This is a genomic window from Geodermatophilus sp. SYSU D00779, from assembly GCF_054050595.1.
Window position 1 is genome coordinate 16,595 of record NZ_JBJGZQ010000003.1, and the last position, 24,894, is coordinate 41,488.

The 24,894-nt window shown below is 75.4% G+C and carries 22 protein-coding genes and 1 riboswitch; of the genes, 13 read left to right on the forward strand and 9 right to left on the reverse strand.

All coding sequences use genetic code 11. The features are described from left to right. Nucleotides 1-143: 143 nt before the first annotated feature. A complete protein-coding gene (locus tag ACI79G_RS02625; protein WP_456879443.1) occupies nt 144-1,430 on the forward strand; it encodes a M48 family metallopeptidase in 1,287 nt (428 codons plus the stop codon). After that, complete coding sequence (locus tag ACI79G_RS02630) at nt 1,427-2,554, forward strand: glycosyltransferase family 4 protein (RefSeq protein ID WP_456879445.1); 1,128 nt, start codon at nt 1,427-1,429, stop codon at nt 2,552-2,554. The genes ACI79G_RS02625 and ACI79G_RS02630 overlap by 4 nt, the downstream gene beginning before the upstream one ends. Before the next feature lie 8 nt (nt 2,555-2,562). Here ACI79G_RS02630 and ACI79G_RS02635 read toward each other — a convergent pair whose 3' ends face one another. Beyond that, nucleotides 2,563-4,383, reverse strand: coding sequence for an AMP-dependent synthetase/ligase (locus tag ACI79G_RS02635; RefSeq protein WP_456879447.1), 1,821 nt, complete (start codon nt 4,381-4,383; stop codon nt 2,563-2,565). 155 nt (nt 4,384-4,538) lie between these two features. Here ACI79G_RS02635 and ACI79G_RS02640 point away from each other — a divergent pair, with 155 nt between their 5' ends. The 4 genes from ACI79G_RS02640 to ACI79G_RS02655 are packed head-to-tail and all read left to right on the forward strand — an operon-like array spanning nt 4,539 to nt 7,457. After that, the gene (locus tag ACI79G_RS02640) at nt 4,539-4,973 is read left to right on the forward strand and encodes an SRPBCC family protein (RefSeq protein ID WP_456879448.1); all 435 of its coding nucleotides are present in this window, start codon (nt 4,539-4,541) and stop codon (nt 4,971-4,973) included. A 7-nt stretch (nt 4,974-4,980) separates the two neighbouring features. Continuing rightward, a complete protein-coding gene (locus ACI79G_RS02645) occupies nt 4,981-6,138 on the forward strand; it encodes an ArsA-related P-loop ATPase (RefSeq protein ID WP_456879450.1) in 1,158 nt (385 codons plus the stop codon). Beyond that, nucleotides 6,135-6,452, forward strand: coding sequence for a hypothetical protein (locus ACI79G_RS02650; RefSeq protein ID WP_456879452.1), 318 nt, complete (start codon nt 6,135-6,137; stop codon nt 6,450-6,452). Before ACI79G_RS02645 ends, ACI79G_RS02650 begins: the two co-directional genes overlap by 4 nt. A 6-nt stretch (nt 6,453-6,458) precedes the next feature. Further along, nucleotides 6,459-7,457: an ROK family glucokinase gene (locus tag ACI79G_RS02655; protein WP_456879454.1), complete on the forward strand. Its 999-nt coding sequence runs from the start codon at nt 6,459-6,461 to the stop codon at nt 7,455-7,457. On the opposite strand, the gene ACI79G_RS02660 is transcribed toward ACI79G_RS02655, so the two are convergent. Then, nucleotides 7,454-8,134, reverse strand: coding sequence for a hypothetical protein (locus tag ACI79G_RS02660; RefSeq protein ID WP_456879456.1), 681 nt, complete (start codon nt 8,132-8,134; stop codon nt 7,454-7,456). The genes ACI79G_RS02655 and ACI79G_RS02660 overlap by 4 nt on opposite strands. A gap of 169 nt (nt 8,135-8,303) precedes the next feature. On the opposite strand from ACI79G_RS02660, the gene ACI79G_RS02665 reads away from it, so the two are divergent. Both ACI79G_RS02665 and ACI79G_RS02670 read left to right on the forward strand, forming a co-directional pair. Further along, nucleotides 8,304-9,068: a lysophospholipid acyltransferase family protein gene (locus tag ACI79G_RS02665; protein WP_456879457.1), complete on the forward strand. Its 765-nt coding sequence runs from the start codon at nt 8,304-8,306 to the stop codon at nt 9,066-9,068. A gap of 107 nt (nt 9,069-9,175) precedes the next feature. Beyond that, complete coding sequence (locus tag ACI79G_RS02670; protein ID WP_456879458.1) at nt 9,176-9,661, forward strand: polyadenylate-specific 3'-exoribonuclease AS; 486 nt, start codon at nt 9,176-9,178, stop codon at nt 9,659-9,661. Between the two features lie 18 nt (nt 9,662-9,679). On the opposite strand, the gene ACI79G_RS02675 is transcribed toward ACI79G_RS02670, so the two are convergent. The 3 genes from ACI79G_RS02675 to ACI79G_RS02685 form a co-directional block, all read right to left on the reverse strand. Then, nucleotides 9,680-10,897: a cytochrome P450 family protein gene (locus ACI79G_RS02675; RefSeq protein WP_456879461.1), complete on the reverse strand. Its 1,218-nt coding sequence runs from the start codon at nt 10,895-10,897 to the stop codon at nt 9,680-9,682. Between the two features lie 195 nt (nt 10,898-11,092). After that, the gene (locus ACI79G_RS02680; RefSeq protein WP_456879466.1) at nt 11,093-13,123 is read right to left on the reverse strand and encodes a methyl-accepting chemotaxis protein; all 2,031 of its coding nucleotides are present in this window, start codon (nt 13,121-13,123) and stop codon (nt 11,093-11,095) included. Nucleotides 13,124-13,338: 215 nt separating this feature from the next. Next, complete coding sequence (locus ACI79G_RS02685; RefSeq protein ID WP_456879469.1) at nt 13,339-14,226, reverse strand: NAD(P)H-binding protein; 888 nt, start codon at nt 14,224-14,226, stop codon at nt 13,339-13,341. Nucleotides 14,227-14,302: 76 nt separating this feature from the next. Here ACI79G_RS02685 and ACI79G_RS02690 point away from each other — a divergent pair, with 76 nt between their 5' ends. The 3 genes from ACI79G_RS02690 (at nt 14,303) to ACI79G_RS02700 (ending at nt 17,794) form a co-directional block, all read left to right on the forward strand. After that, nucleotides 14,303-15,325 (forward strand): 6-phosphofructokinase, encoded by a 1,023-nt coding sequence (locus ACI79G_RS02690; protein ID WP_456879471.1) that lies wholly within the window; start codon nt 14,303-14,305, stop codon nt 15,323-15,325. Nucleotides 15,326-15,453: 128 nt separating this feature from the next. Then, complete coding sequence (locus tag ACI79G_RS02695) at nt 15,454-16,791, forward strand: class II 3-deoxy-7-phosphoheptulonate synthase (protein ID WP_456879474.1); 1,338 nt, start codon at nt 15,454-15,456, stop codon at nt 16,789-16,791. Then, nucleotides 16,784-17,794 carry a threonine aldolase family protein gene (locus tag ACI79G_RS02700; protein WP_456879477.1) on the forward strand — a complete coding sequence of 337 codons (1,011 nt, stop codon included), beginning with the start codon at nt 16,784-16,786 and terminating at the stop codon, nt 17,792-17,794. The genes ACI79G_RS02695 and ACI79G_RS02700 overlap by 8 nt, the downstream gene beginning before the upstream one ends. 172 nt (nt 17,795-17,966) lie before the next feature. Here the strand turns inward: ACI79G_RS02700 and ACI79G_RS02705 are convergent, their stop codons facing one another. From ACI79G_RS02705 to ACI79G_RS02720, 4 genes are all read right to left on the reverse strand, one after another. Continuing rightward, entirely contained in the window at nt 17,967-19,145 is a 1,179-nt protein-coding gene (locus tag ACI79G_RS02705; protein ID WP_456879480.1) for a S8 family peptidase, read from the reverse strand. Nucleotides 19,146-19,406: 261 nt separating this feature from the next. Next, on the reverse strand, nt 19,407-20,297 hold the full coding sequence (locus tag ACI79G_RS02710; RefSeq protein ID WP_456879481.1) for a deoxyribonuclease IV: 891 nt from the start codon (nt 20,295-20,297) through the stop codon (nt 19,407-19,409). Between the two features lie 23 nt (nt 20,298-20,320). Beyond that, nucleotides 20,321-22,309 carry a Stk1 family PASTA domain-containing Ser/Thr kinase gene (gene pknB, locus ACI79G_RS02715; protein ID WP_456879484.1) on the reverse strand — a complete coding sequence of 663 codons (1,989 nt, stop codon included), beginning with the start codon at nt 22,307-22,309 and terminating at the stop codon, nt 20,321-20,323. Between the two features lie 209 nt (nt 22,310-22,518). Continuing rightward, entirely contained in the window at nt 22,519-24,003 is a 1,485-nt protein-coding gene (locus ACI79G_RS02720) for a glycine hydroxymethyltransferase (RefSeq protein ID WP_456879486.1), read from the reverse strand. A 27-nt stretch (nt 24,004-24,030) separates the two neighbouring features. Then, a riboswitch (ZMP/ZTP riboswitch) is annotated at nt 24,031-24,115 on the reverse strand. Between the two features lie 77 nt (nt 24,116-24,192). Here ACI79G_RS02720 and ACI79G_RS02725 point away from each other — a divergent pair. Further along, on the forward strand, nt 24,193-24,516 hold the full coding sequence (locus ACI79G_RS02725; protein ID WP_456879488.1) for an Rv2175c family DNA-binding protein: 324 nt from the start codon (nt 24,193-24,195) through the stop codon (nt 24,514-24,516). 10 nt (nt 24,517-24,526) lie between these two features. Next, entirely contained in the window at nt 24,527-24,877 is a 351-nt protein-coding gene (locus tag ACI79G_RS02730) for a lycopene cyclase domain-containing protein (RefSeq protein ID WP_091219403.1), read from the forward strand. Nucleotides 24,878-24,894 lie beyond the last annotated feature (17 nt).

Genomic DNA, 24,894 nt, shown 5'->3' on the forward strand with positions numbered 1-24,894 from the left:
GCAGGCTCGCGGCGGGACCCTGCAAGGAGGCCGCCAGGGCTCGGGGCGGGACCCGGGACGGGGCCGGTCGGACGCCCACGACCGGTCCACCCCCGGCCGGGTGCCGTCCCGGCCGCCGCTCGGCCCGACCTAGGATCGGCCGGGTGAGCGAGGCGGGCGGGGGGAGCTCCCGCCGGGCCGCGCTCCTGGTCGCGGGCGTGCTCGGCGCCGCGCTCGTCGTCGTCCTCGTGACGGTCCCGCCGTGGACGCTGCTGCCCGAGCCGCCGGGTGGGCGTACGCCCGTCGACCCGGCGGCGGTCCTGCCCCCGGACCTCCTGACCCGGACCGAGGCCTTCGCCGGGGCGCTGCGGCCGGCCTCGCTGACCTCGTTGCTGCTCGGCCTGGCCGTCTCCGCCGTCCTGGGGCTGACCCCGCTGGGGGCGCGGGTGGTGCGGGCCGCGGCGCGACCGGTCGGCGGAGGGCGGGTCGCCCAGGTGCTGCTGGGCACGGCGGCCGTGGTGGTCCTCGGCCAGCTGGCCACGCTCCCGGTGTCGGCGTACGCCGAGGTGGTCCGGCACCGGTACGGCATCTCGATCCGCAGCTGGGGGCTGTGGCTGCGCGACCTCGCGGTCTCGACCGCCATCAGCGCCGTCCTCACCGCCCTCGCGCTGGCGTCCTTCCTCTGGCTGGTCCGGCGGGCGCCGCGCACCTGGTGGGCGTGGGCCGCGGCGGTGGCGGCCGGCTTCGTCGTCGTCGGGTCGTTCCTCTACCCGCTGGTCATCGAGCCGGCGTTCAACCGCTTCGAGCCGCTGCCCCCCGGTGAGCTGCGCACCGAGCTGCTCGACCTGGCGGAGGAGAACGGCACCCCGGTGCAGGACGTGCTCGTCTCCGACGCCTCCCGGCGGACCACGGCGCTCAACGCCTACGTCTCCGGTTTCGGGTCGACCCGCCGCATCGTCCTCTACGACACGACGCTCGAGCACCTGTCCGACGAGGAGGTCGAGTCGATCGTGGCGCACGAGCTCGGCCACGTCGTCCACGGCGACGTGCTCACCGGCACCCTGGTCGGGGCGCTGGGGGCAGCGGCCGCGGTGGCGCTGTCGGGCTGGCTGCTGTCCTGGACGCCGTTGCTGCGCCGCGCGGGCGCGCGGTCGCCGGCGGACCCGGCCGTCGTCCCCCTGGTGCTGCTCCTGCTGTCGGTGGGCGGGCTGCTGAGCACGCCGGTGCAGAACCTGGTGTCGCGGCAGGTGGAGGCGCGCGCCGACCTGCGCGCGCTCGACCTCACCGGGGACGCCGGGGCGTTCACCGCGATGCAGCGCGAGCTGGCCGCCACCAACCTCAGCGACCCGGACCCGCCCGCGGCCTGGCAGTGGTTCTTCGGCTCGCACCCGACCGGCGCGCAGCGGATCGCCTTCGCCGAGGACTGGCAGCGGCTGGAGGACGCCGGGTGAGGACGCTGGTCGTCACCAACGACTTCCCGCCGCGCCAGGGTGGCATCCAGACCTTCGTCGCCGCACTGCTGGCCCGCCGCCCGCCGGGGTCACTGGTCGTGCTCGCCTCCCGGTCGCCCGGCTGGCAGGCCCACGACGCCGCGCTGCCCTACGAGGTGGTCCGCCACCCGACCGGCGTGCTGCTGCCCACACCCGGAGTGGCCCGCGCGGCGGCCGGGCTGGCCCGCAGGCACGGCTGCGACACCGCCTTCTTCGGCGCGGCGGCCCCGCTGGGGGTGCTCGCCCCGGCGCTGCGGGACGCCGGGGTGCACCACCTGGTCGGCGCCACGCACGGCCACGAGACCGGCTGGGTGGCGCTGCCCGGCGCGCGGCAGCTGATGCGGCGGATCGCCGCCGGGCTCGACGTGCTGACCTACATCAGCGACTACACGCGCGACCGGCTGGCGCCGGCGCTGGGCGGGGTCACCCGGATGGCGCAACTCTCGCCCGGGGTGGACGTCGACCGCTTCACCCCGGACGCCGACGGGGCGGCGGTGCGGGCGCGCCACGGGCTGGGCGGCGCACCCGTCGTCGCCTGCGTCTCACGGCTGGTGCCGCGCAAGGGCCAGGACGTGCTGGTCGCGGCGTGGCCGCGGGTGCTCGCGCGGCACCCCGACGCGCGGCTGCTGCTCGTCGGCGGCGGCCCGCTGGAGGACCGCCTGCGCCGGGAGGTCGCCGCGCGGGGGCTGGAGCGCTCCGTCGTCCTCACCGGGCCGGTGCCACCGGAACAGCTGCCGGAGCACTACGCGGCAGGCGACGTGTTCGCCATGCCCTGCCGCACCCGCCGCGGCGGTCTGGACGTCGAGGGCCTGGGCATGGTGTACCTGGAGGCGGCCGCCTGCGGCCGGCCCGTGGTGGCCGGCACCTCCGGTGGGGCGCCGGAGACGGTGCGGGAGGGCGTCACCGGGCACGTGGTGGGCGACCCCCGCTCGCCGGAGGCCGTGGCCGACGTCCTCACCGGCCTGCTCGACGACCCGCAGCGCGCCCGCCGGATGGGCACGGCCGGCCGGGCGTGGGTGGAGCAGCGGTGGTCGTGGACGACGATCGCCGACGCCTTCGCCGCCCTGCTCCACCCCGACGGCTGACGGCTCCCCTACGCGTGCGAGGGGCGCGGCGAGGAGTCCTCCTGGTAGAGGCTCTCCACCTCGTCGTCGAACTCCTTGAGCACCACGGAGCGCTTGAGCTTCAGGCTCGGCGTGAGCATCCCGTTGTCCTCGGTGAAGTCGGTGCCGAGCACGCGGAACTTCTTGATGGCCTCGGCGTGGGACACCGCCTTGTTGGCCTCCTCGACCGCCGCGGCGAGCTCGGCGAGCACGTCGGGGTCCTCGGTGAGCTGGGCGGCGGTGAGACCGGCGTCCTTGCCCTTGGCCGCCAGCCACTGCGGCAACGCCTCCTCGTCGAGGGTGACGAGCGCGGCGATGAAGGGCCGCTGGTCGCCGACGACGATGCACTGGCTGACCAGGCGGTGGGCGCGCAACCGGTCCTCGAGGACGGCGGGGGCGACGTTCTTGCCGCCCGCGGTCACCAGGATCTCCTTCTTGCGCCCGGTGATCCGCACGAAGCCGTCGGCGTCGATCTCGCCGAGGTCACCGGTGTGGAACCAGCCGTCGGCGTCGATGGCCTCCTCGGTGGCCCGGGCGTTCTGCCAGTAGCCGCGCATCACGATGCCGCCGCGGATGAGGATCTCGCCGTCGTCGGCGGTGGCGAACGCGACGCCGGGCAGCGGCCGGCCGACGGTGCCGATGCGCAGCGCGTCGTCGTGGTTGACCGAGGCGGCGGCGGTGGTCTCGGTGAGGCCGTAGCCCTCGAAGACGGGAACGCCGATGCCGCGGAAGAAGTGGCCCAGCCGCTCGCCCAGCGGCGCGCCGCCGGAGATGGCACCCAGGCAGCGGCCGCCGAGCGCCGCGCGCAGCTTGCCGTAGACCAGCCGGTCGAACAGCGCGTGCTGGGCGCGCAGGGCGAGGCCCGGGCCGCCGGTGTCCTGCGCGCGGGACCAGTCGATGGCCACCCGCGCGGCCCGGTCGAAGACCTTGCCCTTGCCGTCGCCCTCCGCCTTGGCCTTGGCGGAGTTGTAGACCTTCTCGAACACCCGGGGGACGGCGAGCACGAAGGTCGGCTTGAACTCGCCGAGGTCCTCGACCAGGTTCTTCACGTCGGGGGTGTGGCCGATGACCGTGCGGTTCCTGATCGCGCCGATCTGCAGGACCCTGGCGAGCACGTGGGCCAGCGGGATGAACAGCAGCAGCGAGCTCTGCGCGTTGATGAACCGGTCGAGCAGCGTGATGCCGTTGCCGATCTCGAAGAGGAAGTTGCGGTGCGTCAGCTCGCAGCCCTTGGGCCGGCCGGTGGTGCCGCTGGTGTAGATCAGCGTGGCCAGGTTGTCGGCGCCCAGCGTCGCCCGGCGGGCGTCGAGCTCGCTGTCGGGCACGTCCTGGCCGGCGACGGTGAGGGTGCCGATCGCGTCGTCGTCGATGACGTACACGGCCTTGAGGTCGGGTACCTGGTCGCGGACCGACTCGACGGCCAACGCGTGCTCGTCGCGCTCCACGACGGCCGCGGTGGCGCCGGAGTCGGACAGGATCCAGGCGACCTGGTCGGCGCTGGAGGTCTCGTAGACCGGGACGACGACGCCGCCGGCGGTCCAGATCGCGTAGTCGAGGACCGTCCACTCGTAGCGCGTCCTGGCCTGGAGGGCGACCCGGTCCCCGGCAGCGACACCCGCGGCGACCAGGCCCTTGGCGACGCCGCGGACCTCCTCGCCGAACTGCCGCCACGTCACGTCGACCCACCGGCCGTCGACCCGGCGCCGCAGGCCGACCTCGTCGCCGTGCCGGCTGACGTTCTCGACCAGCATGTCGGTCAGGGCCTCGTCCGAGCCGACCTCGGTGGTCGCGGGGACGCTGAACTCGCGCACGCCTCGTCCTCTCCTGCCCGCCCGGCCGGGCACCGTCGCCCGGACCCAGGGCGCGGGCCGTCGCGGGCGAATCTAGTCGGTCCTCCTTACCCGTGAGTAGGGAGAGTTGCCGGTGCACCCCGCCCGGGTGGGGCCGAGCGGTTAGCCTGCTCCGCATGGCCGACCAGTCCACCCAGTCGATCGCGGTCGCGGCCCCGCCGGCCGACGTCATGGCGGTCATCGCCGACTTCCCGTCGTACCCGGAGTGGGTCGCCGCGGCCAAGCAGGTCGACGTCCTGGAGACCGGGCCGGACGGCCGGGCCCGCCGCGTGCACTTCGTCCTCGACGCCGGTGCGGTGAAGGACGACTACGTTCTCGAGTACAGCTGGGACGACGACCGCCGGGTGTCCTGGCACCTGGTGCAGGGCCAGATGCAGAAGCGGCAGGAGGGCTCCTACACCCTCAGCGAGAGCGCGCCGGGCACCACCGACGTCACCTACGCGATCGCGATCGACCTCTCCATCCCGATGCTGGGGATGATCAAGCGCAAGGCCGAGAAGGTCATCCTCGACACGGCCCTCAAGGAGCTGAAGAAGCGCGTGGAGGGCTAGGCGGCCGGTGCGCACGCTCCTCCTCACCGGCCCCGGTGGGGCCGGTACCTCGACCCTCGCGGCGGCCACCGCCGTCCGCGCCGCCGCCGACGGCACCCGCACCCTGCTGCTCGCCCGGCCCGGCCCACGCCCGGCCGGGCTCGACGACGTCCCCGGGCTGACCGTCGCCCCGGTCTCGCCGCTGGCGGCGGCCGAGTCGCTGTGGACGTCGGCGGGGGACGCGCTGGACGCCGTCCCGGGCCTGACGCCGCCCCCACCCACCTCCGTCGTGCCCCTGCCGGGGTCCGCGGAGCTGGCCCTGCTCGCCCGGCTGGCCCGCGCCGCCGCCGACGACGAGGCCGACACGGTGGTCGTCGACGCCGGCCCGGTGGAGTCGGGCACCGCGCTGGTCGGCCTGCCCGGTGCGCTGCGCTGGTGGCTGGACCAGGCGCTGCCCACCCGGCTGCGCGTGCTCGGCGCGGTCCGGACCGCCGCGGTGCGCTCCGGTGCGGCGCCCCGCGGGCCGGTCGACGCCGTCCTCGACGCGGTGCCGCCCCTGGAGGCCGCGCTGGGCCGGCTGTCCCTGGACGACCCGGCGTCCACCGAGGTGTGGCTGGTCGCCGTGCCTCGGGCCGGAGCCGTCCCGGCGCTGCGCCGGGCGACGACCGCGCTGGCGCTGCACGGCCAGCAGCCGGCCGCCGTCCTCGCCCGGGTGCTGCCCGACGGTGGGCCGGGGGAGTGGTGGACGCGGCGCGCCGCCGAGCAGGACGCCGCGATCGCCGCCCTCGCCGAGCTCGCCCCGCTGCGGCGGGTGGCGGAGTCGGCGCAGGAGCCGGCGGACGTCGGAGCGCTGGCCGCCCTCCTGCCCCCGGGGGACGGCGCCGCGCCGGCCGCCGCCCTGACCCCGACGGTCGCCCGGGCCGACGGCGTCCGCCGCCTGGTGCTGCCGCTGCCCTGGGCCGAGCGCGCCGGCCTGGACCTGACCCGCTGGCAGGACGACCTGGTCGTGACCGCGGCTGGCGCCCGCCGCTCGGTCCGGCTGGACTCGCTGCTGCGCCGCTGCGTCGTCACCGGCGGCGCCCTCGCCGACGCCGGCACCGCCCGGGCGCGACTCGAGGTCACCTTCACACCCGATCCGCAGCTGTGGCCGGCCGACCTGCTGGCCGCCGAGGGGAGCACGCCGTGAACGACGCACCCGACTGGGTCGAGCAGGCCCGCCGGCTGGTGACCGGTCTGGGCCAGACCCTGGGGGCCGCCCTCCGCGAGGGGGACGGCGGCGACGCCCACCCCTCCGACTGCCGCTGGTGCCCCGTGTGCCAGGTCGCCGCCGTGGTGCGCGGCGAGCGCCCCGAGGTCACCGACGCGCTGGCCGACGTCCTGACCGCCGCCGCGGCGGCCCTGCGCACCGCCTCCGAGCGGGCGCCCGCCCCCGCGCCGGAGGCCGAGGCGGAGGAGCCCGCGCCGCCCGCCCCGCCGGTCCAGCACATCGAGATCGCCTGAGTGGCCGTGCACCCCACCACCGCGACCGACGCCGCCGACCTGCCCGCCCTGGGCATCGACATCGGCGGCACCAAGGTGGCCGGCGGCGTCGTCGCCCCGGACGGCACGGTGCTGGCGACCGCACGGCGGGCGACCCCGGGTGCGTCGGTGCAGGAGACCGAGGACGCCATCGCCGCCGTCGTCGACGTGCTCACCCGCGGGCACGACGGCCCGCTGGTCGGCGTCGGGGTGGGCGCCGCGGGCTGGTTCGACCGCACGGGCGACACCGTGCTGTTCAGCCCGCACCTGGCCTGGCGGCACTCGACGCTGCGCAAGGACCTCGCCGCCCGGCTGCAGCGGCCGATGTGGGTGGGCAACGACGCCGACGCCGCCGCCTGGGCCGAGTACCGCTACGGCGCCGCCCGAGGAGCGGACCTCGCGCTGATGATCACCCTGGGCACGGGCATCGGCGGCGGCATCGTCATGGGCGGCCGCCTGCAGCGCGGCTCGCACGGCGTCGCGGGGGAGTGGGGCCACATGCGCGTCGTCCCCGACGGGCGGTTGTGCGCCTGCGGCAACCGCGGCTGCTGGGAGCAGTACGCCAGCGGCACGGCGCTGGGCCAGACCGCGCGCGAGGTGGCCCGCAGCTCACCGGCCGCGGCGGCGCTGCTGCTCGAGCGGGTGGACGGCGACCCCGACAAGCTGACCGGGGAGCACGTCGCGACCGCCGCCGCCGACGGCGACCCGCTGGCCCGGGAACTGCTGGCCGAGGTCGGGTCCTGGCTGGGGCAGGGGATCGCCGACCTCTCCGCCGTCCTCGACCCCGAGGTCGTCGTCATCGGCGGCGGGGTCAGCGTGCTCGGCGAGATGGTGCTCGGCCCGGCGCGCGAGCGGCTGGAGCGGGCGCTGCCCGGCCGCGGGTTCCGCCCCGGCCCGCGGGTGGTCGCCGCCCGGCTCGGCGCGGAGGCGGGGATGGTGGGCGCAGCGGACCTCGTCCGCCGCGCCGTCACCGACGGGCAGGCCTAGACGACCGCACCGTCGTCGCCGTCGTCGGTGCTCCGCTCGCGCATCCGCGACAGCAGCACCCCGACCCCGCCGGCGACGGCGGCCACGCCGAGCACCAGGCCGAGGTCGGCGGACAGGCCGACCACCCGCGGGGCCACGACGAGGACGGCGCCGGCGGCGATCAGCAGCACCGCGTACAGCGAGGCCGGGGCGGGAGCGGGCACCGGTGGGGGCGGCGGCGGCTCGTAGTGCTCCTCCGGCCGGTCGAGCACCGACGGCTCGGCCGGGGCCGGCGGCGGGGCGTCGGAGGGGTCCTCGTCGACGACGGTGCGGCCGTGCTCGGCCTCGAAGGCGGCGACGATGCGCGCCCACTCGGCGTCCTCGTCGACGTCGCGCCGCGCGGACTGCCGGGCCCGGGAGCGCTCGGCCACGTGGTCGTCGGCGTGCTCGTCGACCAGGGCGCGGGCCTCGCGGCTGCGGGACCGGTCGACGAAGAGCCGGTCGCTGGGCGGGCTGGGCAGCGAGACGGTGCGGGTGTAGGGCTCGACATCGGCCGAGGGCTCCAGGTAGGCGGCCACCCCGGCCTCGCGGAGCACGTCGAGCAGGTGCTCGCCGACCCGCGGGTCGACGTCACGCAGCGGGGTCCACAGGGCGGCGTCCAGGCCGTTGTCCCGGCGGCCGCGCCCCCGGGCGCTCACCCGCGTCCCCGGCCGGGGGAGGCGGACGCGGGGGCGGCGGTCATCGGGGCGGGCTGGGGCACGGGTCCTCCTCGTCAGCCGGCGAGCGAGCCGGGGGGAACGGGGGCTGTGGGGCTGGCATTGTCCTTCCGCCTCCGGGATCAATAGTCTGGCAGCCCCAGAGGGAGGCGTGTTGTTCTACTGGTTCCTCAAGTACGTGGCGATCGGCCCGGTCGTGAAGCTCGTGTTCCGGCCACAGGTCGAGGGCGTCGACAACGTGCCCCGCAGCGGGGCGGCTGTCCTCGCGAGCAACCACCTGTCGGCGGCCGACTGGATCTTCATGCCGCTGTCACTGCGCCGCCGGGTCACCTTCCTCGCCAAGAACGAGTACTTCACCGGCAGCGGCGTGAAGGGCTTCCTGCAGCGGGCCTTCTTCACCGGCGCCGGTCAGGTGCCGATCGACCGGACGAGCGCCTCGGCGGCGGAGGACGCGATCCAGACCGGACTGCGGATCCTGCGGCAGGGCAAGCTGCTGGGCATCTACCCCGAGGGCACCCGCTCGCCCGACGGCCGGCTCTTCCGCGGCAAGACCGGCGTGGCCCGGATGGCGCTGGAGACCGGGGTGCCGGTGGTGCCGGTCGCCATGGTCTACGGCGAGCGCCGGCTGCCGCTGGTCGGCTGGAACCTCCCGAAGGTGCGCGTGCGCTTCGGGGTGCCGCTGGACTTCTCCCGCTACGAGGGCCTGGCCGGCGACCGCTTCGTCGAGCGCTCGGTCACCGACGAGATCATGTACGAGATCATGATGCTGTCGGAGCAGGAGTACGTCGACGTCTACGGCGCCCGGGTGAAGAAGGCGATGGACGCCACCGGGGCCAGCGCGTCCGAGGTCGTCAGCCGGCTGCAGCCGCCCGTCGACGAGGCCGCCGACCGGGCGCCGGAGTCCCTGGCCGGCTGAGGGAGGACCACCTCCCTCCTCCCTCGCAGGCCCGGCGCGGGCCCCTGGGAGGTGGCCGTTCCAGCACGTCGCCGGGGGCAGGAGGGTCCTCTCACTACCGTGGGGACGTGCGGCGCTTCTTCTACGACACCGAGTTCATTGAGGACGGCACCACCATCGACCTCGTCTCCATCGGCGTCGTGGACGAGGCGGGCCGGGAGTTCTACGCGGTCAGCACCGAGTTCGACGAGCGCCGGGCGATCCCCTGGGTGCGGCGCAACGTGCTCGACCAGCTGCCGCCGCCGTCGGACCGGGCGTGGCGCAGCCGCCGGCGCATCCGCGACGACCTGCTGGCCTTCCTCACCGGCCCGGGCGAGGAGATCGAGCTGTGGGCCTGGTTCGCCGCCTACGACCACGTCGCGCTGTGCCAGCTGTGGGGGGCCATGCCGGCGCTGCCGCGGCCGATCCCGCGGTTCACCCGCGAGCTGCGCCAGCGCTGGGACGACCTCGGGCAGCCGCCGCTGCCGCCCCGGCCCAGCGGCACCCACGACGCCCTCGTCGACGCCCGCTACAACCTCGCCCGCTGGCAGGCGATGGAGGGCGCCCGCCGCTGAGCCCGGGCGCCGCGGGGCTCAGCGCTCCCGCGCCGACGTGGGGGTGAAGGTGACCGGGAGCTCGCGCAGCCCGCGCAGCACCCCGCCACCGGTCCACCGCAGCTGGTCCTCGGCCGTGGCCAGGGCCAGGTCCGGCAGCCGCTCCAGCAGCGCGGCGAAGGCCACCTGCCCCTCGAGGCGGGCCAGGGGCGCGCCCAGGCAGTAGTGGATCCCGTGTCCGAAGGCCAGGTGGCCGGGATCGGCGGATCCGACGTCCAACCGGTCGGGGTCGGGGAAGCGGTCGGGGTCCCGGTCGGCCGCCGCGATCGCGAGCAGCACCACGTCCCCCCGGCGGATCCGTGCCCCGCCGAGCTCCAGGTCCTCGAGGGCGAAGCGGCTGAGCCCGGGGTTGACCGGCCCGTCGAAGCGCAGCAGCTCCTCGACCGCCCGGGGCACCAGGGACGGGTCGGCGCGCAGCCGGTCGAGCTGGTCGGGGGCGCGCAGCAGCGCCAGCGTGCCGTTGCCGATGAGGCTGACCGTGGTCACGTACCCGGCGACGAGCAGCAGGAAGGTCATCGCCAGCAGCTCCTGCTCGTCGAGGCGCTCGCCCTCGTCGGTCGCCGCGATGAGGTCGGTCAGCAGGTCGTCCGCCGGGTCCCGCCGCTTGCCGGCCACCAGCTCGCTCAGGTAGCCGTGCATCCGCTCGCGGGCGGCGACGACGACGGCCAGGTCGGTGCGGGCGTCGAACGGCCGGTCGAGCATGTCGTCGGTCCAGGTCCGGAAGCGGTCCCGGTCGGCCTCGGGGACGCCGAGCAGCTCCCCGATCACCGTGATGGGCAGCGGGAGGGCGAACTCACCGACCAGCTCGGCGTGGCCGCGGGGGCTCACCCGGTCGAGCAGCGTGTCGGTGATCGCCTGCACCCGCGGCCGCAGCCCCTCGACCCGTCGGGCGGTGAACGCCTTGGACACCAGCCGGCGCAGGCGGGTGTGCTCCGGCGGGTCCGCGCCGATCATGCTGCGGCTGAGGAAGTCACCGCGCAGGGCCTCCTCCAGGTCGACGGCCTGCTGCGGGTCGTTGCTCAGCCGCGGCTCCGACAGCGCCGCGAGGACGTCCGCGTAGCGGGTGACCACCCACACGGGCACGCCCAGTCGCCCGTCCAGCCGGTGGACCGGGCCGCTCTCCCGGAGGGCGGCGAGCACCGGGTACGGATCGGCGAGGACCGCAGGGTCGCTGAACGGCGTGGCCGGGACGGTCATGGGCATCTCCCCTCCGGACGCGGCCCCCGTGCGACGTCCCGAGCGTCGCACCGGACGGGCCCGCGCAGAAGCCCGCCGCCCGCCCCGCGCCGCGACGACGACGCCCCCTCGGCGTGGGCCGGAGGGGGCGTCGTCGATGGTCCCGTCCCGGGTCCCACCCCGAGCTCGCGGAGGGTGGGGGGACGGGGTCCTGCTTCAGACGGTGAAGACCCCCAGCAGGCGGGTCAGCTCCTGCGTCAGCCGGTCGAGCTCACGGGCCGCGGTGCGGGCGGAGTCCACGTCCGCGGCGCTGCGCTCGGCGTCCTCGCTGACGGCGGTGAGCGTGCTGGTGAACGCGGTCGCCCCGTCGGCGGCGGCGCCGACGCTGTGGGTGAGCTCGTTGGTGACCGCCGTCTGCTCCTCGACCGCGCTGGCGATCGTGGTCTGGTGGTCGTTCATGTCGCGCACGACCTCGGCGATCCGCCCGATGGACCCCACCGCCGCCGACGTGTCGGCCTGGATGCCCTGCACCCGCTGGGTGATCTCCTCGCTGGCCCGGGACGCCTCCTGCGCCAGCTCCTTGACCTCGTTGGCGACGACGGCGAAGCCCTTGCCCGCCTCGCCGGCCCGCGCGGCCTCGATGGTCGCGTTGAGGGCCAGCAGGTTGGTCTGCTCGGCCACCGCGGCGATCACCTTGACGACGTCGCCGATCTCGGCCGAGCTCGCACCCAGGGCGGCCACCGTGGTCTCGGTCTGCCGGGCGAGGTCGGCGGCGCTGCGGCCCACCCGCGCGGCCTCGCTGGCGCTGCGGGCGATCTCGGCGATCGAGGCGCCCATCTGCTCGGCCCCGGCCGCCGCGGAGGTCACCCCCGCGCTGATGTCGCCGGCGGCCTGCTGGGCGGTGCGGGCCTGGTCCCGGCTGCGGGCGGCCCGGTCGCCGAGGCCGTCGGCCACCGTGGCGACCGTGCCGGCCGAGGCGGCCAGCGTGCGCGCGCACGCGCCGACGTCGCGGATGGTCGCGGAGACCTTCTCGACGAAGCGGTTGAACGCCCGCGACAGGTCGCCGACCTCGTCCCGGCCGGACTCGTCCATCCGCTGGGTCAGGTCGCCCTCGCCGTCGGCGATCTCGGCCATCCGTGCCCGCAGCCGCTCCAGCGGGCCGGTCAGCCGGCGGCCGACCAGCCAGGCCAGCGCACCCCCGGCGGCGGCGACCACCAGGACGGCGACGAGGACGCCGGTGAGCATCGAGGAGCGGCCGGACTCCAGGTGCCCCACCGGGCCGGCGAAGTCGCTGTCGCGGGCGATCGTCGCGATCACCCAGTTCCACGGCTGGTAGTAGGAGACGCGCACGGTGTGCGGGCCGGTCTCGGCGTCGACGTAGCGGACGGTGGCCTGCTCGCCCGGCTGCAGGGCGACCGCGGCGTCGACGACCTGCTCCACCCACCGGGTGCCCTCGGCGTCCGTGGCGTCCAGCAGCGACTCCCCGTCGCGGACCCCGCCCCGGCTGACCAGCACCTGGCCGCGCAGGTCGCCGGTGCCGCCGAACACCTCGACCCGGCCGTTCTCGCCGACGGTGGTCTGCTCGAGGCTCTCCCGCAGCGCCGGCAGGTTCTGCTGCTTCTGGCCGACGTACACCATGCCGATCACCTGACCGGCGCCGTCGAACAGCGGCGCGTAGGCCGAGACGTACCAGGAGTCGACGACGAAGGCGTTGCCGCGGTAGGTCTGCCCGGCGAGGACGGCGGCGAGCACCGGGTTGGGCGCGCCGTCGGGGTTGGTCGCCGGGATGTAGGTGCCGATGGCCCGCGAGCCCGTCGTCCCGACGACGTTGGTGGCCACGCGCAGCATGTCGCCGGCCGGCCCGGTGCGCTGGAAGACCGTCGCGGTGCCGCCGACCAGCGCCTGCACCTGGTCGACCACCGGCGTCGGCACGCCCGGGTCGGTGTTCTGGCCCAGCCACGTGCCGCCCACCGAGGCGCGGGGCAGCACGACCGGCGTCACCTCGCCGCTGAACTGGTTCTTCGCCTGCCAGGTCACCGTGCCGCGGTCGAGCCGGAGACCGCCGGCCTGCGCCAGCACGTGCTGGGCGACGGCGAGGTCGGAGTCCACCTTGGCCGCGGTCGAGGCACCCTGGGTGGCCACCACGTCGTGGACGCCGCTGGCGGTCTGCGTGAGGTCGTCGGCGACGAGCTGCTCGACGTCGGCGCGGGCCTCGTCGGCGAAGGCGCTGCTCTGCCAGGCACTCACCCCTCCCACCGTGATCCCGGTGGTCGCGACGCACGCGGTCGCGAGTGCCACCACCTTGGTCCTGATGTCCCAGCGCAAGGGTCCGCTCCCGTTCGTCCTGGCGGCCCGATGGCGGCCGCCGGGTCGCACATCGGCAGGAACCGGCCGGTTGTGAACCGGAACGGCGCGACCAGGGGTCACGGACCCCACGGTTCCCGTCCCCGCAGGTCAGCCGCTCAGGACCGGAGGTGGGCCCAGTCCTCCGGGTGGGCGCGCAGGTGCTCGGCCACCGTCCGCGCCGGGTGCCCGGTCACCGTGGGGACGACGTCGGTGACGCGGGACATCTCGCCCGCGGCGATGGCCCGGTAGCTGGTGACCCAGCCCTCGACCTCCCAGTCCGGGTGCCCGGACGGGCGCCGGGTGGCCCACGCCTCCTCGACCGTCTGGCGGCGGTAGGCGGCGGGCCGGCCGGTCACCTCGGCCAGGACGGCGGCCGCGTCGTCCAACGACAGCGCCTCCGGCCCGGTCACGTCGAGCACGGCGCCGTCGAGGGCGGGGGAGTCGTCGACCAGGACGGCGGCCGCGACGTCGGCCAGGTCGTCGCGGGACACGAAGGACGCCCGCCCGTCGTCGGCCGGCGCCGCGATCACCGCCCGCCCGTCCTCGAGGACGGCGAAGAACGGCACGAAGTCGGCGTACATGGCGTGCCGCAGCACCGTGGTGCGCACGCCGGTGGCGGCGAGGGCCTCCTCGGTGGCGGCGTGCTGGCGGGCGAGGGTGAAGACGGCGTCCGGAGCGGCGCCGAGGAAGGAGGTGTAGACGACGCGCTGCACACCGGCCGCGGCCGCCGCGGCGACGGCGGTGCGGTGCTGCTGCAGCCGGTCCTCGGCCTCGGCGGCCGACACCAGGTAGAGGGTGTGCACCCCGGCGAGGGCGGCGGTCAGGCCGGGCCCGTCGGCGTAGCCGCCCGGGACGGCGGCCACCCCGGCGCCGGGGACGCGCGGGGCGCGGTCGGCATCGCGCACGACCAGCCGCAGGGCGACGTCCCCCCGGCCGGCGAGCCGTTCGACGACACGTCGCCCGAGCGCGCCCGTGGCCCCTGTGGCGGCGATCACCCTCGGCATACGATCATCCTCCTGACCAGCAGCACCACCCCGCCAACGACCGTGAGCGCCCCGAACCATCCCGGAGGACGGCCCCATGCGCATCGGCATCCTGACCGGCGGCGGCGACTGCCCGGGCCTCAACGCGGTGATCCGGGCCATCGTCCGCAAGGGCGTCCGGTGCGGCGACGAGGTGGTCGGCTTCCGCGACGGCTGGCGCGGGGTCCTCGAGGGCGACACCGTGCCGATGGACCTCGCCGCCGTCCGCGGCATCCTGCCCCGCGGCGGCACCGTCCTGGGCACCTCGCGCACCAACCCCTATGCGCTGGAGGGCGGCGCCGATCGGGTGCTCGCCACGCTCGAGCGGCTCGGCGTCGACGCGCTGATCCCGATCGGCGGCGAGGACACCCTCGGCGTGGCCACCAAGCTCGCCGAGGCCGGCGTGCGGGTGGTCGGCGTCCCCAAGACCATCGACAACGACCTCGACGCCACCGACTACACCTTCGGCTTCGACACCGCGCTCGGCGTGGCCACCGAGGCCATCGACCGGCTGCACACCACCGGGGACAGCCACCACCGCACGCTCGTGGTCGAGGTCATGGGCCGGCACGCGGGGTGGATCGCCCTGCACGCCGGGATGGCCGGCGGTGCCACCGTCGTCCTCATCCCCGAGCAGCCCTTCGACGTCGACGCCGTCGTGCAGCACTGCCAGCGCCGGTTCGACTCCGGCTACTCCCCGATCGTGGTGGTCTCCGAGGGCGCCAAGCCCAAGGACGGCGACCTGGTGACGGCCACGGGCGAGAAGGACGCGTTCGGCCACGTCCGGCTCGGCGGGATCGGCACCGCGCTGGCCTCGCTGATCGAGGAGCGCACCGGCCGGGAGTCCCGCGCCGTCGTCCTCGGGCACATCCAGCGCGGCGGCACCCCCTCGCCGTTCGACCGGGTGCTGGCCACCCGCTTCGGGCTGGCCGCGCTCGACGCGGTGCACGCCGGGGAGACCGGCGTGATGGTGGCGCTGCGGGGCACCGACATCGTGCGGGTGCCCCTGGCCGAGGCGACCGCCCAGCTGAAGCTGGTCCCGGTCGACCGGTACGCGGAGGTCGAGGTCTTCTTCGGCTGAAAGAGGGCCTCCCTGCCCCCCGCCCGCCACTCGCAGGCTCGCGGCGGGACCCTGCAGGGAGGCCGTTCCAGAACGTCACCAGGCTCGCGGCGAGGGCTGCGGCACAGCCGCCGGTACCCTCTGATGGCGTGACCCTCTCCGACCCGGCTGCCCTGCTGCACGACCTGGACCGGTGGCGGGAGCTGCCCGCCGCCCAGCAGCCGGAGTGGCCCGACCGTGCCGCGCTGGACACCGTCCTGGCCACCCTCTCCTCCGTGCCGCCCATCGTGGCGCCCAGCGAGGTCGACGAGCTGCGCACGCGGCTGGCCGAGGTGGCGCAGGGCCGGGCGTTCCTGCTCCAGGGCGGTGACTGCGCGGAGACCTTCGACCTCAACACCGACGCGCACCTGCAGAGCACCACGCGCACGCTGCTGCAGATGGCCGTCGTCCTGACCTACGGCGCGAGCGTGCCGGTGGTCAAGGTGGGCCGGGTGGCCGGGCAGTACGCCAAGCCCCGCTCGTCGAACACCGACGCCCTCGGCCTGCCCTCCTACCGCGGCGACATGGTCAACTCGCTGGAGCCAGTGCTGGAGAAGCGCATCCCGGACCCCAACCGGCTGGTGCGCGCCTACGCCAACTCCGCGGCCGCGATGAACATGATCCGCGCCTACGCCCGCGGCGGCATGGCCGACCTGCACGCCGTGCACGACTGGAACAAGGACTTCGTGGCCAGCTCCCCGGCGGGCGTGCGCTACGAGGTGATCGCCCGCGAGATCGACCGGGCGCTGGCGTTCATGAAGGCCTGCGGCGTCGACGACACCGCGCTGCGCGGCGTGGAGCTCTACAACAGCCACGAGGCGCTGATCCTCGACTACGAGCGGGCGCTGCTGCGGGTGGACGAGGGCCGGGCCTACGCCGCCTCGGCGCACTTCGTCTGGATCGGCGAGCGCACCCGCCAGCTCGACGGCGCGCACGTGGAGTTCATGTCGCGGATCGCCAACCCGATCGGCGTCAAGATCGGCCCGACGACGACGCCCGAGCAGGCGACCGAGCTGGTCGAGCGGCTCGACCCCGAGGGCATCCCGGGCCGGCTGACCCTGATCAGCCGGATGGGCAACGGCAAGATCCGCGACGTGCTGCCGCCGATCGTGGAGAAGGTCACCGCGAGCGGCCACCAGGTCGTGTGGCAGTGCGACCCGATGCACGGCAACACGCACGAGTCCCCCACCGGCTACAAGACCCGGCACTTCGACCGGGTCGTCGACGAGGTGCTCGGCTTCTTCGACGTCCACCGGGCCCTGGGCACCTGGCCCGGCGGCATCCACGTCGAGCTCACCGGTGAGGACGTCACCGAGTGCCTCGGCGGGGCCATGGAGATCAGCGACGAGGACCTCAACAGCCGCTACGAGACCGCCTGCGACCCGCGGTTGAACACCGGGCAGTCGCTGGAGCTCGCCTTCCTGGTCGCGGAGATGCTGCGTGGCTGACGTGATCGACCTGCGCTCCGACACCGTCACCAAGCCGACGCCCGGCATGCGCCGGGCGATGGCCGAGGCCGAGGTCGGGGACGACGTCTACGGCGAGGACCCGACGATCAACGCGCTCGAGGAGCGGGTGGCGGGTCTGTTCGGCCACGAGGCGGGGCTGTTCGTGCCGTCGGGGACGATGGGCAACCAGATCGGCCTGCGGCTGGTCTGCGAGCCGGGCCAGGAGGTGCTCTGCGACTCCGAGGCGCACATCGTCACCTACGAGATGGGCGCGGCGGCGGTGCTGTTCGGCATCTCGACCCGCACGGTGGTCTCGGACGGCGGCCGGCTCGACACCGCCCGGCTCGTCGAGCAGGTGCGCCCGCGGGACAACTGGCACCTCACCGCGACCGCGGCGATCGCCGTGGAGAACACGCACAACCGCGGTGGCGGGCTGGTGCAGCCGCTGGAGCAGCTGCAGGCGCTGTGGGACTGGTCGCGGCAGGCCGGCGTCGACGTGCACCTCGACGGCGCCCGGATCTGGAACGCCTCCGTGGCCTCCGGCGTCGACCTGGCCACCTACGGCGGGCTGGCCGACACCGCATCGGTCTGCCTGTCCAAGGGGCTGGGTGCCCCGGTCGGGTCGGTGCTCGTCGCCTCGGCCGAGCGGATCGCCGCCGCCCGGCTGTGGCGCAAGCGGCTCGGTGGCGGGATGCGGCAGGCCGGGGTGCTCGCCGCGGCCGGGCTGTACGCGCTGGACGCCCACCTCGACCGGCTGGCCGAGGACCACGAGCACGCGCAGCTGCTGGCCAAGCGCCTCGGGGTCGACCCGGCCACGGTGCAGACCAACATCGTCCGGCTGGACGACGTCCCCGCCCCGGTCGTGGCCGAGGCCGCCAAGGCGCAGGGGGTGCTCGTGTCCCAGGTCAGCGACCGGCGGCTGCGGCTGGTGACCAACCTGGGCGTCGACCGCGCCGCCGTCGAGCGCGCCGGCGACGTGCTCGCCGAGATCCTCGACCGCTGAGGACCGGCGAGCGAGGTTCGGCTGCAGCCGGATGACCGGCTCACCCGAGACCTGCCGGCGTGACGTCCGTGCCGTGCGCGCCGGACGTCTGCGGCTGCTGCGCCGCGACGGTGTGCGCTGATGCACCACTCCACGGTGGAGGACCGCTCCGCGCACACCGCCGCCGGGCGGATCAGTAGGAGCTGAACAGCAGCCGGTTCGGGGTCCCGGCCCGGGTGGCCGTGCTCGACAGGACGACGTGGCCGGGAGTCGCGGCGGCGGTGACCGTCGCGGCGACCGTGGCCGGCGGCGCGGACGGCGTGGTGGACAGCACGAGGGCGGCGACGCCCGCGACGTGCGGCGTGGCCATCGACGTCCCGCTGATCGTGTTGGTCGCGCTGCTGCCCGTGTACCAGGCGCTGGTGATGCCGACGCCGGGAGCGAACAGGTCGACGCAGGAGCCGTGGTTGCTGAACGACGCCGCCTGGTCGGTGCGGTCGGTCGCGCCGACGGTGAGCGCGTCCGGCACCCGCGCGGGGGAGGAGGCGCAGGCGTCCTGGGCCACGCCGGCGGAGTTGCCGTTGCCCGCCGCCACCGCGTAGCTCACCCCGTCGGCGATGGAGGTGCGCACCGCGGTGTCGATGGCGGTGCTGGCCCCGCCGCCGAGGCTCATGTTGGCGACCGCGGGTGCGCCGGCCTGGTGGTCGGCCGTGACCCAGTCGATGCCGGCGACCACGCCGGCGGTGGTGCCGCTGCCGTCGCAGCCGAGCACGCGGACGCCGACCAGCCGCACGCCCTTCGCGATGCCGTACGTCGTCCCGCCGACGGTGCCCGCGACGTGCGTGCCGTGGCCGTTGCAGTCGTCGGGCGCGCCGCCGTCGACCGCGTCGAAGCCGACGCCCACGCGGCCGGTGAACTCGGTGTGGCCGGCGGCGATGCCGGTGTCGATGACGTAGGCGGTGACCCCCGCGCCGGTCGTGGCGTAGCCGTAGGTGGTGTCGAGGGGCAGGTCGCGCTGGTCGGTGCGGTCCAGACCCCACGTCGCGCCGGGCTGGGACTCGTCGGTGGTGACCGTCTGGTCGCGCTCGACGGCGACGACCCCGGGGATGGCCGACAGCCGGCTCGCGGCGGCCTCCGGGAGCGTGACGGCGAAGCCGGTCAGTGCCGTGGAGTAGACGTGGTCGACCTGCCCGCCGAGGCCGCGGGCACGCTCGGCCGCCTGCACGGGCAGCGCCGAGCGGTCGACGGTGACGACGTAGGTGGCCCGCGGACCGTCGGACGGCGCGGCGGCGGCCGGGGCGGCGGTCGCGCCGAGGCCGGCCGTCGCGAGGGCGGCGACGACGCCGACGGCCAGGGTGCGACGGGTGGGCAAGGGACGGCTCCTCGGACGGCTTCACCGCGGCGGGCGACCGCGGTGAGGAGCAGCCAACGTGGCGAGCGCCGTCACCGCAAGTCAGGATCCGGATCCGCACCGTCACGTCAGCGTGTCGCCGGGACACGCCGACACGCCGGGCCTGGTGACGTACCGGAACGGCCTCCCTGCAGGGCCCGTCGGCCCCGTCCGGGGCACCGCCCCGAGCCTGCGAGGGCTGGGTCCTCAACCGAGTGGCGGGGGGGGCAGGGAGGTCCTATGTCAGGCCGCGGGGGCCTCGACCGCCGCGGTGCCGTCGCGCAGCGAGCACAGCAGCGCGATGTCGGCCGCGTGCCCGGCCGAGGCCACGCCGTCCCGCTCGCTGGGCGTCTCCACGACGACCGGGACGCCGGCCATCGAGGGGTGGGCCAGCAGCTCCGCGAACGGCGCCACCCCGATCGAGCCGGCGCCGATGGTGGTGTGCCGGTCCCGCTTGGAGCCGCACTCGTCGAGCGAGTCGTTGGCGTGCACCAGGCCCAGCCGGCCGGGGCCGACGGCGGCCTCGAGCGCGTCCAGGGTCGCGGCCGTGCCGCCGGGCGTGGTCAGCTCGTGACCGGCCGCCCAGGCGTGGCAGGTGTCGAAGCAGACGCCGAGCAGCGGGTGGTGCTCGAGCGCGGCGAAGTACGGGCCGAGGTCCTCGACGGTGGCGGCCAGCGACCTGCCGCCACCGGCCGTCGGCTCGACGAGCAGCCGCGGACCGTCGTCCGGCGCGGCCTCGAGCACGGGCAGCAGCCGCTCGTGCAGCTGGCGCAGCGCGTCCTCGTAGCGGTCCTCACCGACGGCGGACCCGGCGTGGACGACGACGCCCTGGCAGCCGAGCTGGGCGCCCCGCGCGAGGTTGTGCGCGATGGTCGCGATCGACTGCTCGACGGTCGCCTCGGTGGGGGAGCCGACGTTGACCAGGAAGGGCGTGTGGATGAAGGAGGGCACCCCGCGCTCGGCGCAGCCCGCGGTGAACAGCGCGTCCTGGCGCGGGTCGCCCGCGGTCAGCTTCCAGCCCCGCGGGTTGCCGACGAAGACCTGCACGGCCCGCGCGCCGACGGCGTCGGTGTAGGCCAGACCGCCCTTGGCCAGCCCGCTCCTGATCTGGACGTGCGCCCCGATGGGCGGCACACCTGCAGCAGTACGCAGCGTCCTCAGTCCCGTTCGAACGTCACCAGGATCGTCACCTGGGTGCCGATGTCGACCGTCTGCCCGGCGGTCGGGCTCTGCCGGATCACCCGGTCGCCGAAGAACTGGCTGACCTGAACCTGCAGGCCGGCCTGCTGCAGCAGCGCGGTCGCCTCCTGCTGGCTGCGGCCGACCACGTCGGGCACCTGCACCTGGGGCAGCCCGGCGGACACCTGCAGGGTGACCGTGCTCCGGTAGGGCGCCTGCTGGCCGCTGGCCGGGGTGACCGCCATGACCTCGCCGGGGTCGACGTCGGCACTGCGGCCCTCGGTGCGCTCCACGGTGAACCCGAGCGTCTCCAGGTTGGCCGTCGCCTCGTCGGGTGAGAGCCCGACGACGGCCGGCACGGTCACCGGCTCGTGCCCGCGGCTGACGTAGACCACCAGCTCCTGATCGCGCTTGAGCTCGGTGCCGGCCTCCGGGTCGAAGCCGGTCACGTGGCCGACCGGCACCTCGTTGTCGTAGTCCTGCACCTCTTGGACGACCACCGGGACGTTCTCGAGCGCGGTGCGGACCGCGTCCAGCGGCTGGCCGACCAGGTCCGGAGGCGCCTCGAACCGCTCCGGGCCCTTGGAGACCACCAGCCGGACGTCGGTGCCCCGGATGGCCTCGCCACCCTCGGGCTCGGCGGAGATGACCACGCCGTCGGCGACGTCCTCGCTGAACTGCTCCTCGCAGCAGTCGGGGGTCAGCCCGGCCTCCTGCAGCAGGTCGATCGCCGCGGCCTGCTCCTTGCCGGCCAGCTGCGGCACCGTCGTCCACCGACCGGACCCCAGCCACCAGCCGACCGCGCCGATGGTGATCGCGGTGAGCAGCACGAGGGCGACGGCGAGCCGGGCGCGGCGGCGGCGGATGTGCGGCGGCACGCCGGGGCGGGCGCGCTGGGGCGCGGGCCGCCGTGCACCCGGGTCGGTGCCCGTGCCGGGCAGCATCGAGGTCCGGCCGCTGGCGCGCCCGGGCCGGGTCCCACCGGGGCCGAGCACCTCGGTGCGCGGAGCGGCCGGGTCGCCGGTGTGCCGGGTCGGGCGGCTGGGCCGGTTGGTCGGCCGCAGGGTGTCGGCGGTGGCGGGGCCGCGCCCGGTGGGGACGGGGACGCGCTCGATGGCCAGGTCGGTGCGCACGTCCTCGATGTCGGCGAGGAACGCGCCGGCGTCCAGCGGGCGGATGGCCGGTTCGCGGCGGGTGGTGCGCGCGACCAGCTCGTCGACCTCCCACGGCAGGCCCGGCACCTCCTCCGACGGGCGGGGCATGTCGTGGTGCACGTGCTGGTAGGCCACGGCCAGCGGGGTGTCGCCCCCGTAGGGAGGGTGGCCGGTGAGCATCTCGTAGAGCACGACACCGGCGGCGTAGACGTCGCTGCGGGCGTCGGCCTTGCCGCGCTCGAGCTGCTCGGGGGAGAGGTAGGCGACGGTGCCGATGAGCACGCCGCCGGTGTGGCTGGTCTGCCCGGTGCCGGTGAGCGCGCGGGCCAGGCCGAAGTCGGCGACCTTCACCACGCCGTCGGCGCCGATGAGCACGTTCTCGGGCTTGATGTCGCGGTGCACGATCCCGGCGCGGTGGGCGGCGGTGAGCCCGGAGAGCACCGGCTCCAGGACGGCGAAGGCCTCGGCGACGGTGAGCCGGCCGCGGGCCTGCAGCAGGTCGCGCAGCGTGCGGCCGCGGACCAGCTCCATCACCAGGAACACCAGGCCCTGGTCGCTGCCCTGGTCGCTGACCGACACGACGTTGGGGTGGCTGAGCATCGCCGCGGCCCGCGCCTCGCGGGTGAACCGGTCGACGAACGTCGGGTCGTGCGCCAGGTGCTCGGCCATGACCTTGACCGCGACGGTGCGGTGCAGCCGGAGGTCGGTGGCGGCGTAGACGGTGGACATGCCGCCTCGGGCGAGGCGCTCCTCGAGCAGGTACCTCCCCTCGAGGACGAGGCCGACCACGGGGTCGGTCACGGCGGTGTCCACCCGGCCGAGTGTAGGAGCGGGTCGGCGCTGCGCCGCCCGTACACGCGGAGCGCCGGCCGGTGTGACGGGTTCACCCGTCACACCCACACCGACGTCCTCCGGACGTCACCGCGGCCACGTGCCGCGTCCGGGGGCGTGGAGCTCCACCGGTCCCGCCTCGGGGGAGTCTCCGCCCCCCGCTCGGCGGAACCCGCGGCCGGTCCCTTCCCTCAGAGCTCCAGGCCGGGGTAGAGCGGGTGGCGGTCCAGCAGCTCGGCCGCCGCGGCGCGGGTCCGGTCGGCCAGGCCGTCGGCGGTCGCGTACCTCGCCTTGGACGGCGACCCGTCTCGGGTGGCGGTCGCGGTCGTGTTCGACAGGACGTCGACGATCAGCTCGGCGGTGCGGTCGAACTCGTCCGCCCCGAAGCCGCGGGTGGTCAGCGCCGGGGTGCCCAGCCGGATGCCGGAGGTGTACCAGGCGCCGTTCGGGTCGGCGGGGACGGCGTTGCGGTTGGTCACGATGCCGGCGTCCAGCAGCGCGGACTCCGCCTGGCGACCGGTGAGGCCGAAGCCGGAGACGTCGACGAGCACCAGGTGGTTGTCGGTGCCGCCGGTGACCAGCCGCGCGCCGCGGCGGGTCAGCCCCTCGGCGAGGGAGACGGCGTTGTCGACGATGCGCTGCGCGTACCCGGCGAAGGCCGGCTGGCGGGCCTCGGCGAAGGCGACGGCCTTGGCGGCCATGACGTGCGGCAGCGGACCGCCGAGCACCATCGGGCAGCCGCGGTCGACGGCCTCGGCGTACTCGGGCTGGGCCAGGACCATGCCGCCGCGCGGGCCGCGCAGGGACTTGTGCGTCGTCGTCGTGACGACGTGGGCGTGCGGCACCGGGTCGAAGTCGCCGGTGAACACCTTCCCGGCGACCAGGCCGGCGAAGTGGGCCATGTCGACGACGAGCGTGGCGCCCACCTCGTCGGCGATCTCGCGCATCCGGGCGAAGTCCACCCGGCGCGGGTAGGCGGAGTAGCCGGCCATGAGGATCAGCGGCCGGAACTCGCGGGCCCGCTCGCGGACGGCGTCGTAGTCCAGCAGCCCGGTCTCGGGGTCGGTGCCGTAGGAGGACTGCTCGAACATCTTGCCGCTGATGTTCGGGCGGAAGCCGTGGGTGAGGTGGCCACCGGCGTCGAGGGACATGCCGAGCATCCGCTGGTCGCCGAGCTGGTGGCGCAGCGCCGACCAGTCGGCGTCGGTCAGCTCGTTGACGTGCCGGACGCCGGCCTTCTCCAGGGCCGGGGACTCGACGCGGGAGGCCAGCACCGCCCAGAAGGCGACCAGGTTGGCGTCGATGCCCGAGTGCGGCTGCACGTAGGCGTGCGGCGCGCCGAACAGCTCGCGGGCGTGCTCGGCGGCCAGCGCCTCGACGGTGTCGACGTTCTGGCAGCCGGCGTAGAAGCGGTGCCCGACGGTGCCCTCGGCGTACTTGTCCGACAGCCAGTTGCCCATGGTGAGCAGCACCGCGGGGCTGGCGTAGTTCTCACTGGCGATCAGCTTCAGCGAGGCCCGCTGGTCGGCGAGCTCCGCGCCGATGGCCTCGGCCACCCGGGGCTCGACCGCCCCGATGACCTGCAGCGCGCTGCGGTAGGCGGCGGAGGCGACGTCGGCGTGCGGCATGGCGGCGTCAGAGGAGGGGGTGGCGTCGGTCGTGGTGACGTCGGTCATGGAGGGCTCCAGCGCGAGGGGACGACGGGTGGGTGCCCAGGCGCCCGGCGGGGTGGTGCGGGCCGCTCCCCGGTGGTGGTCCACCTCAGCAGCGCCAGTCACGGCCCCGCCCCATCGTATCGGGGCAGCTGGACGGCGGATCGGCGTCCTGGGCACGGCGGGCCGCGGGGGGTCATAGGCTCGGACGCCATGGAGACGCTCACCCCCGCTGAGGTCGCCGGTGTACTGGGGGTCTCGCCGAACCGGGTCCGCCAGCTGTTGCGCGAGCACAAGCTCATGGCCGTCCCCGGCAGCGGCAACAGCCGGATCCCGGCCGACTTCCTCCAGGACGGCGCCGTCCTCAAGCACCTGCCCGGCCTGATCACCGTGCTCAAGGACGGCGGGTTCAGCGACGCGGAGGTCTTCGAGTGGCTGTTCCGCGCCGACGAGACCCTGCCGGGCACGCCCGTGGAGGCGCTGCGCAGCGACCGGCACACCGAGGTCACCCGGCGCGCCCAGGCCCTGGCGTTCTGAGCGCCGACGGATGGGGCAGCTGACCTACCTCGCGCTGCTGGCCGGCTGCCTGGTCGTCACCGCGCCGCTCGAGCTCCTGCTGCGGGTGCGGGTGTACGCCCGCTGGCGGCGGCTGCTGGTCGCGGTCGCACCGGAGTTCGCCGTCTTCGTGGTCTGGGTGCTGTACGCGATCGCGCAGGGCCACTGGGACTACTCCGACCGGCTGACCCTCGGCGTCCGGCTGCCCGGCGGCATCCCGGTCGAGGAGGTGCTGTTCTTCCTCGTCGTCCCGCTGTGCTCGGTGCTGGCGCTGGAGGCGGTGCGCAAGGTCACCGGCTGGGACGCCGGCTACCCGGCCGAGGAAGCCGGGACCGGCCGGTGAGCTACAGCGCGCTCGCC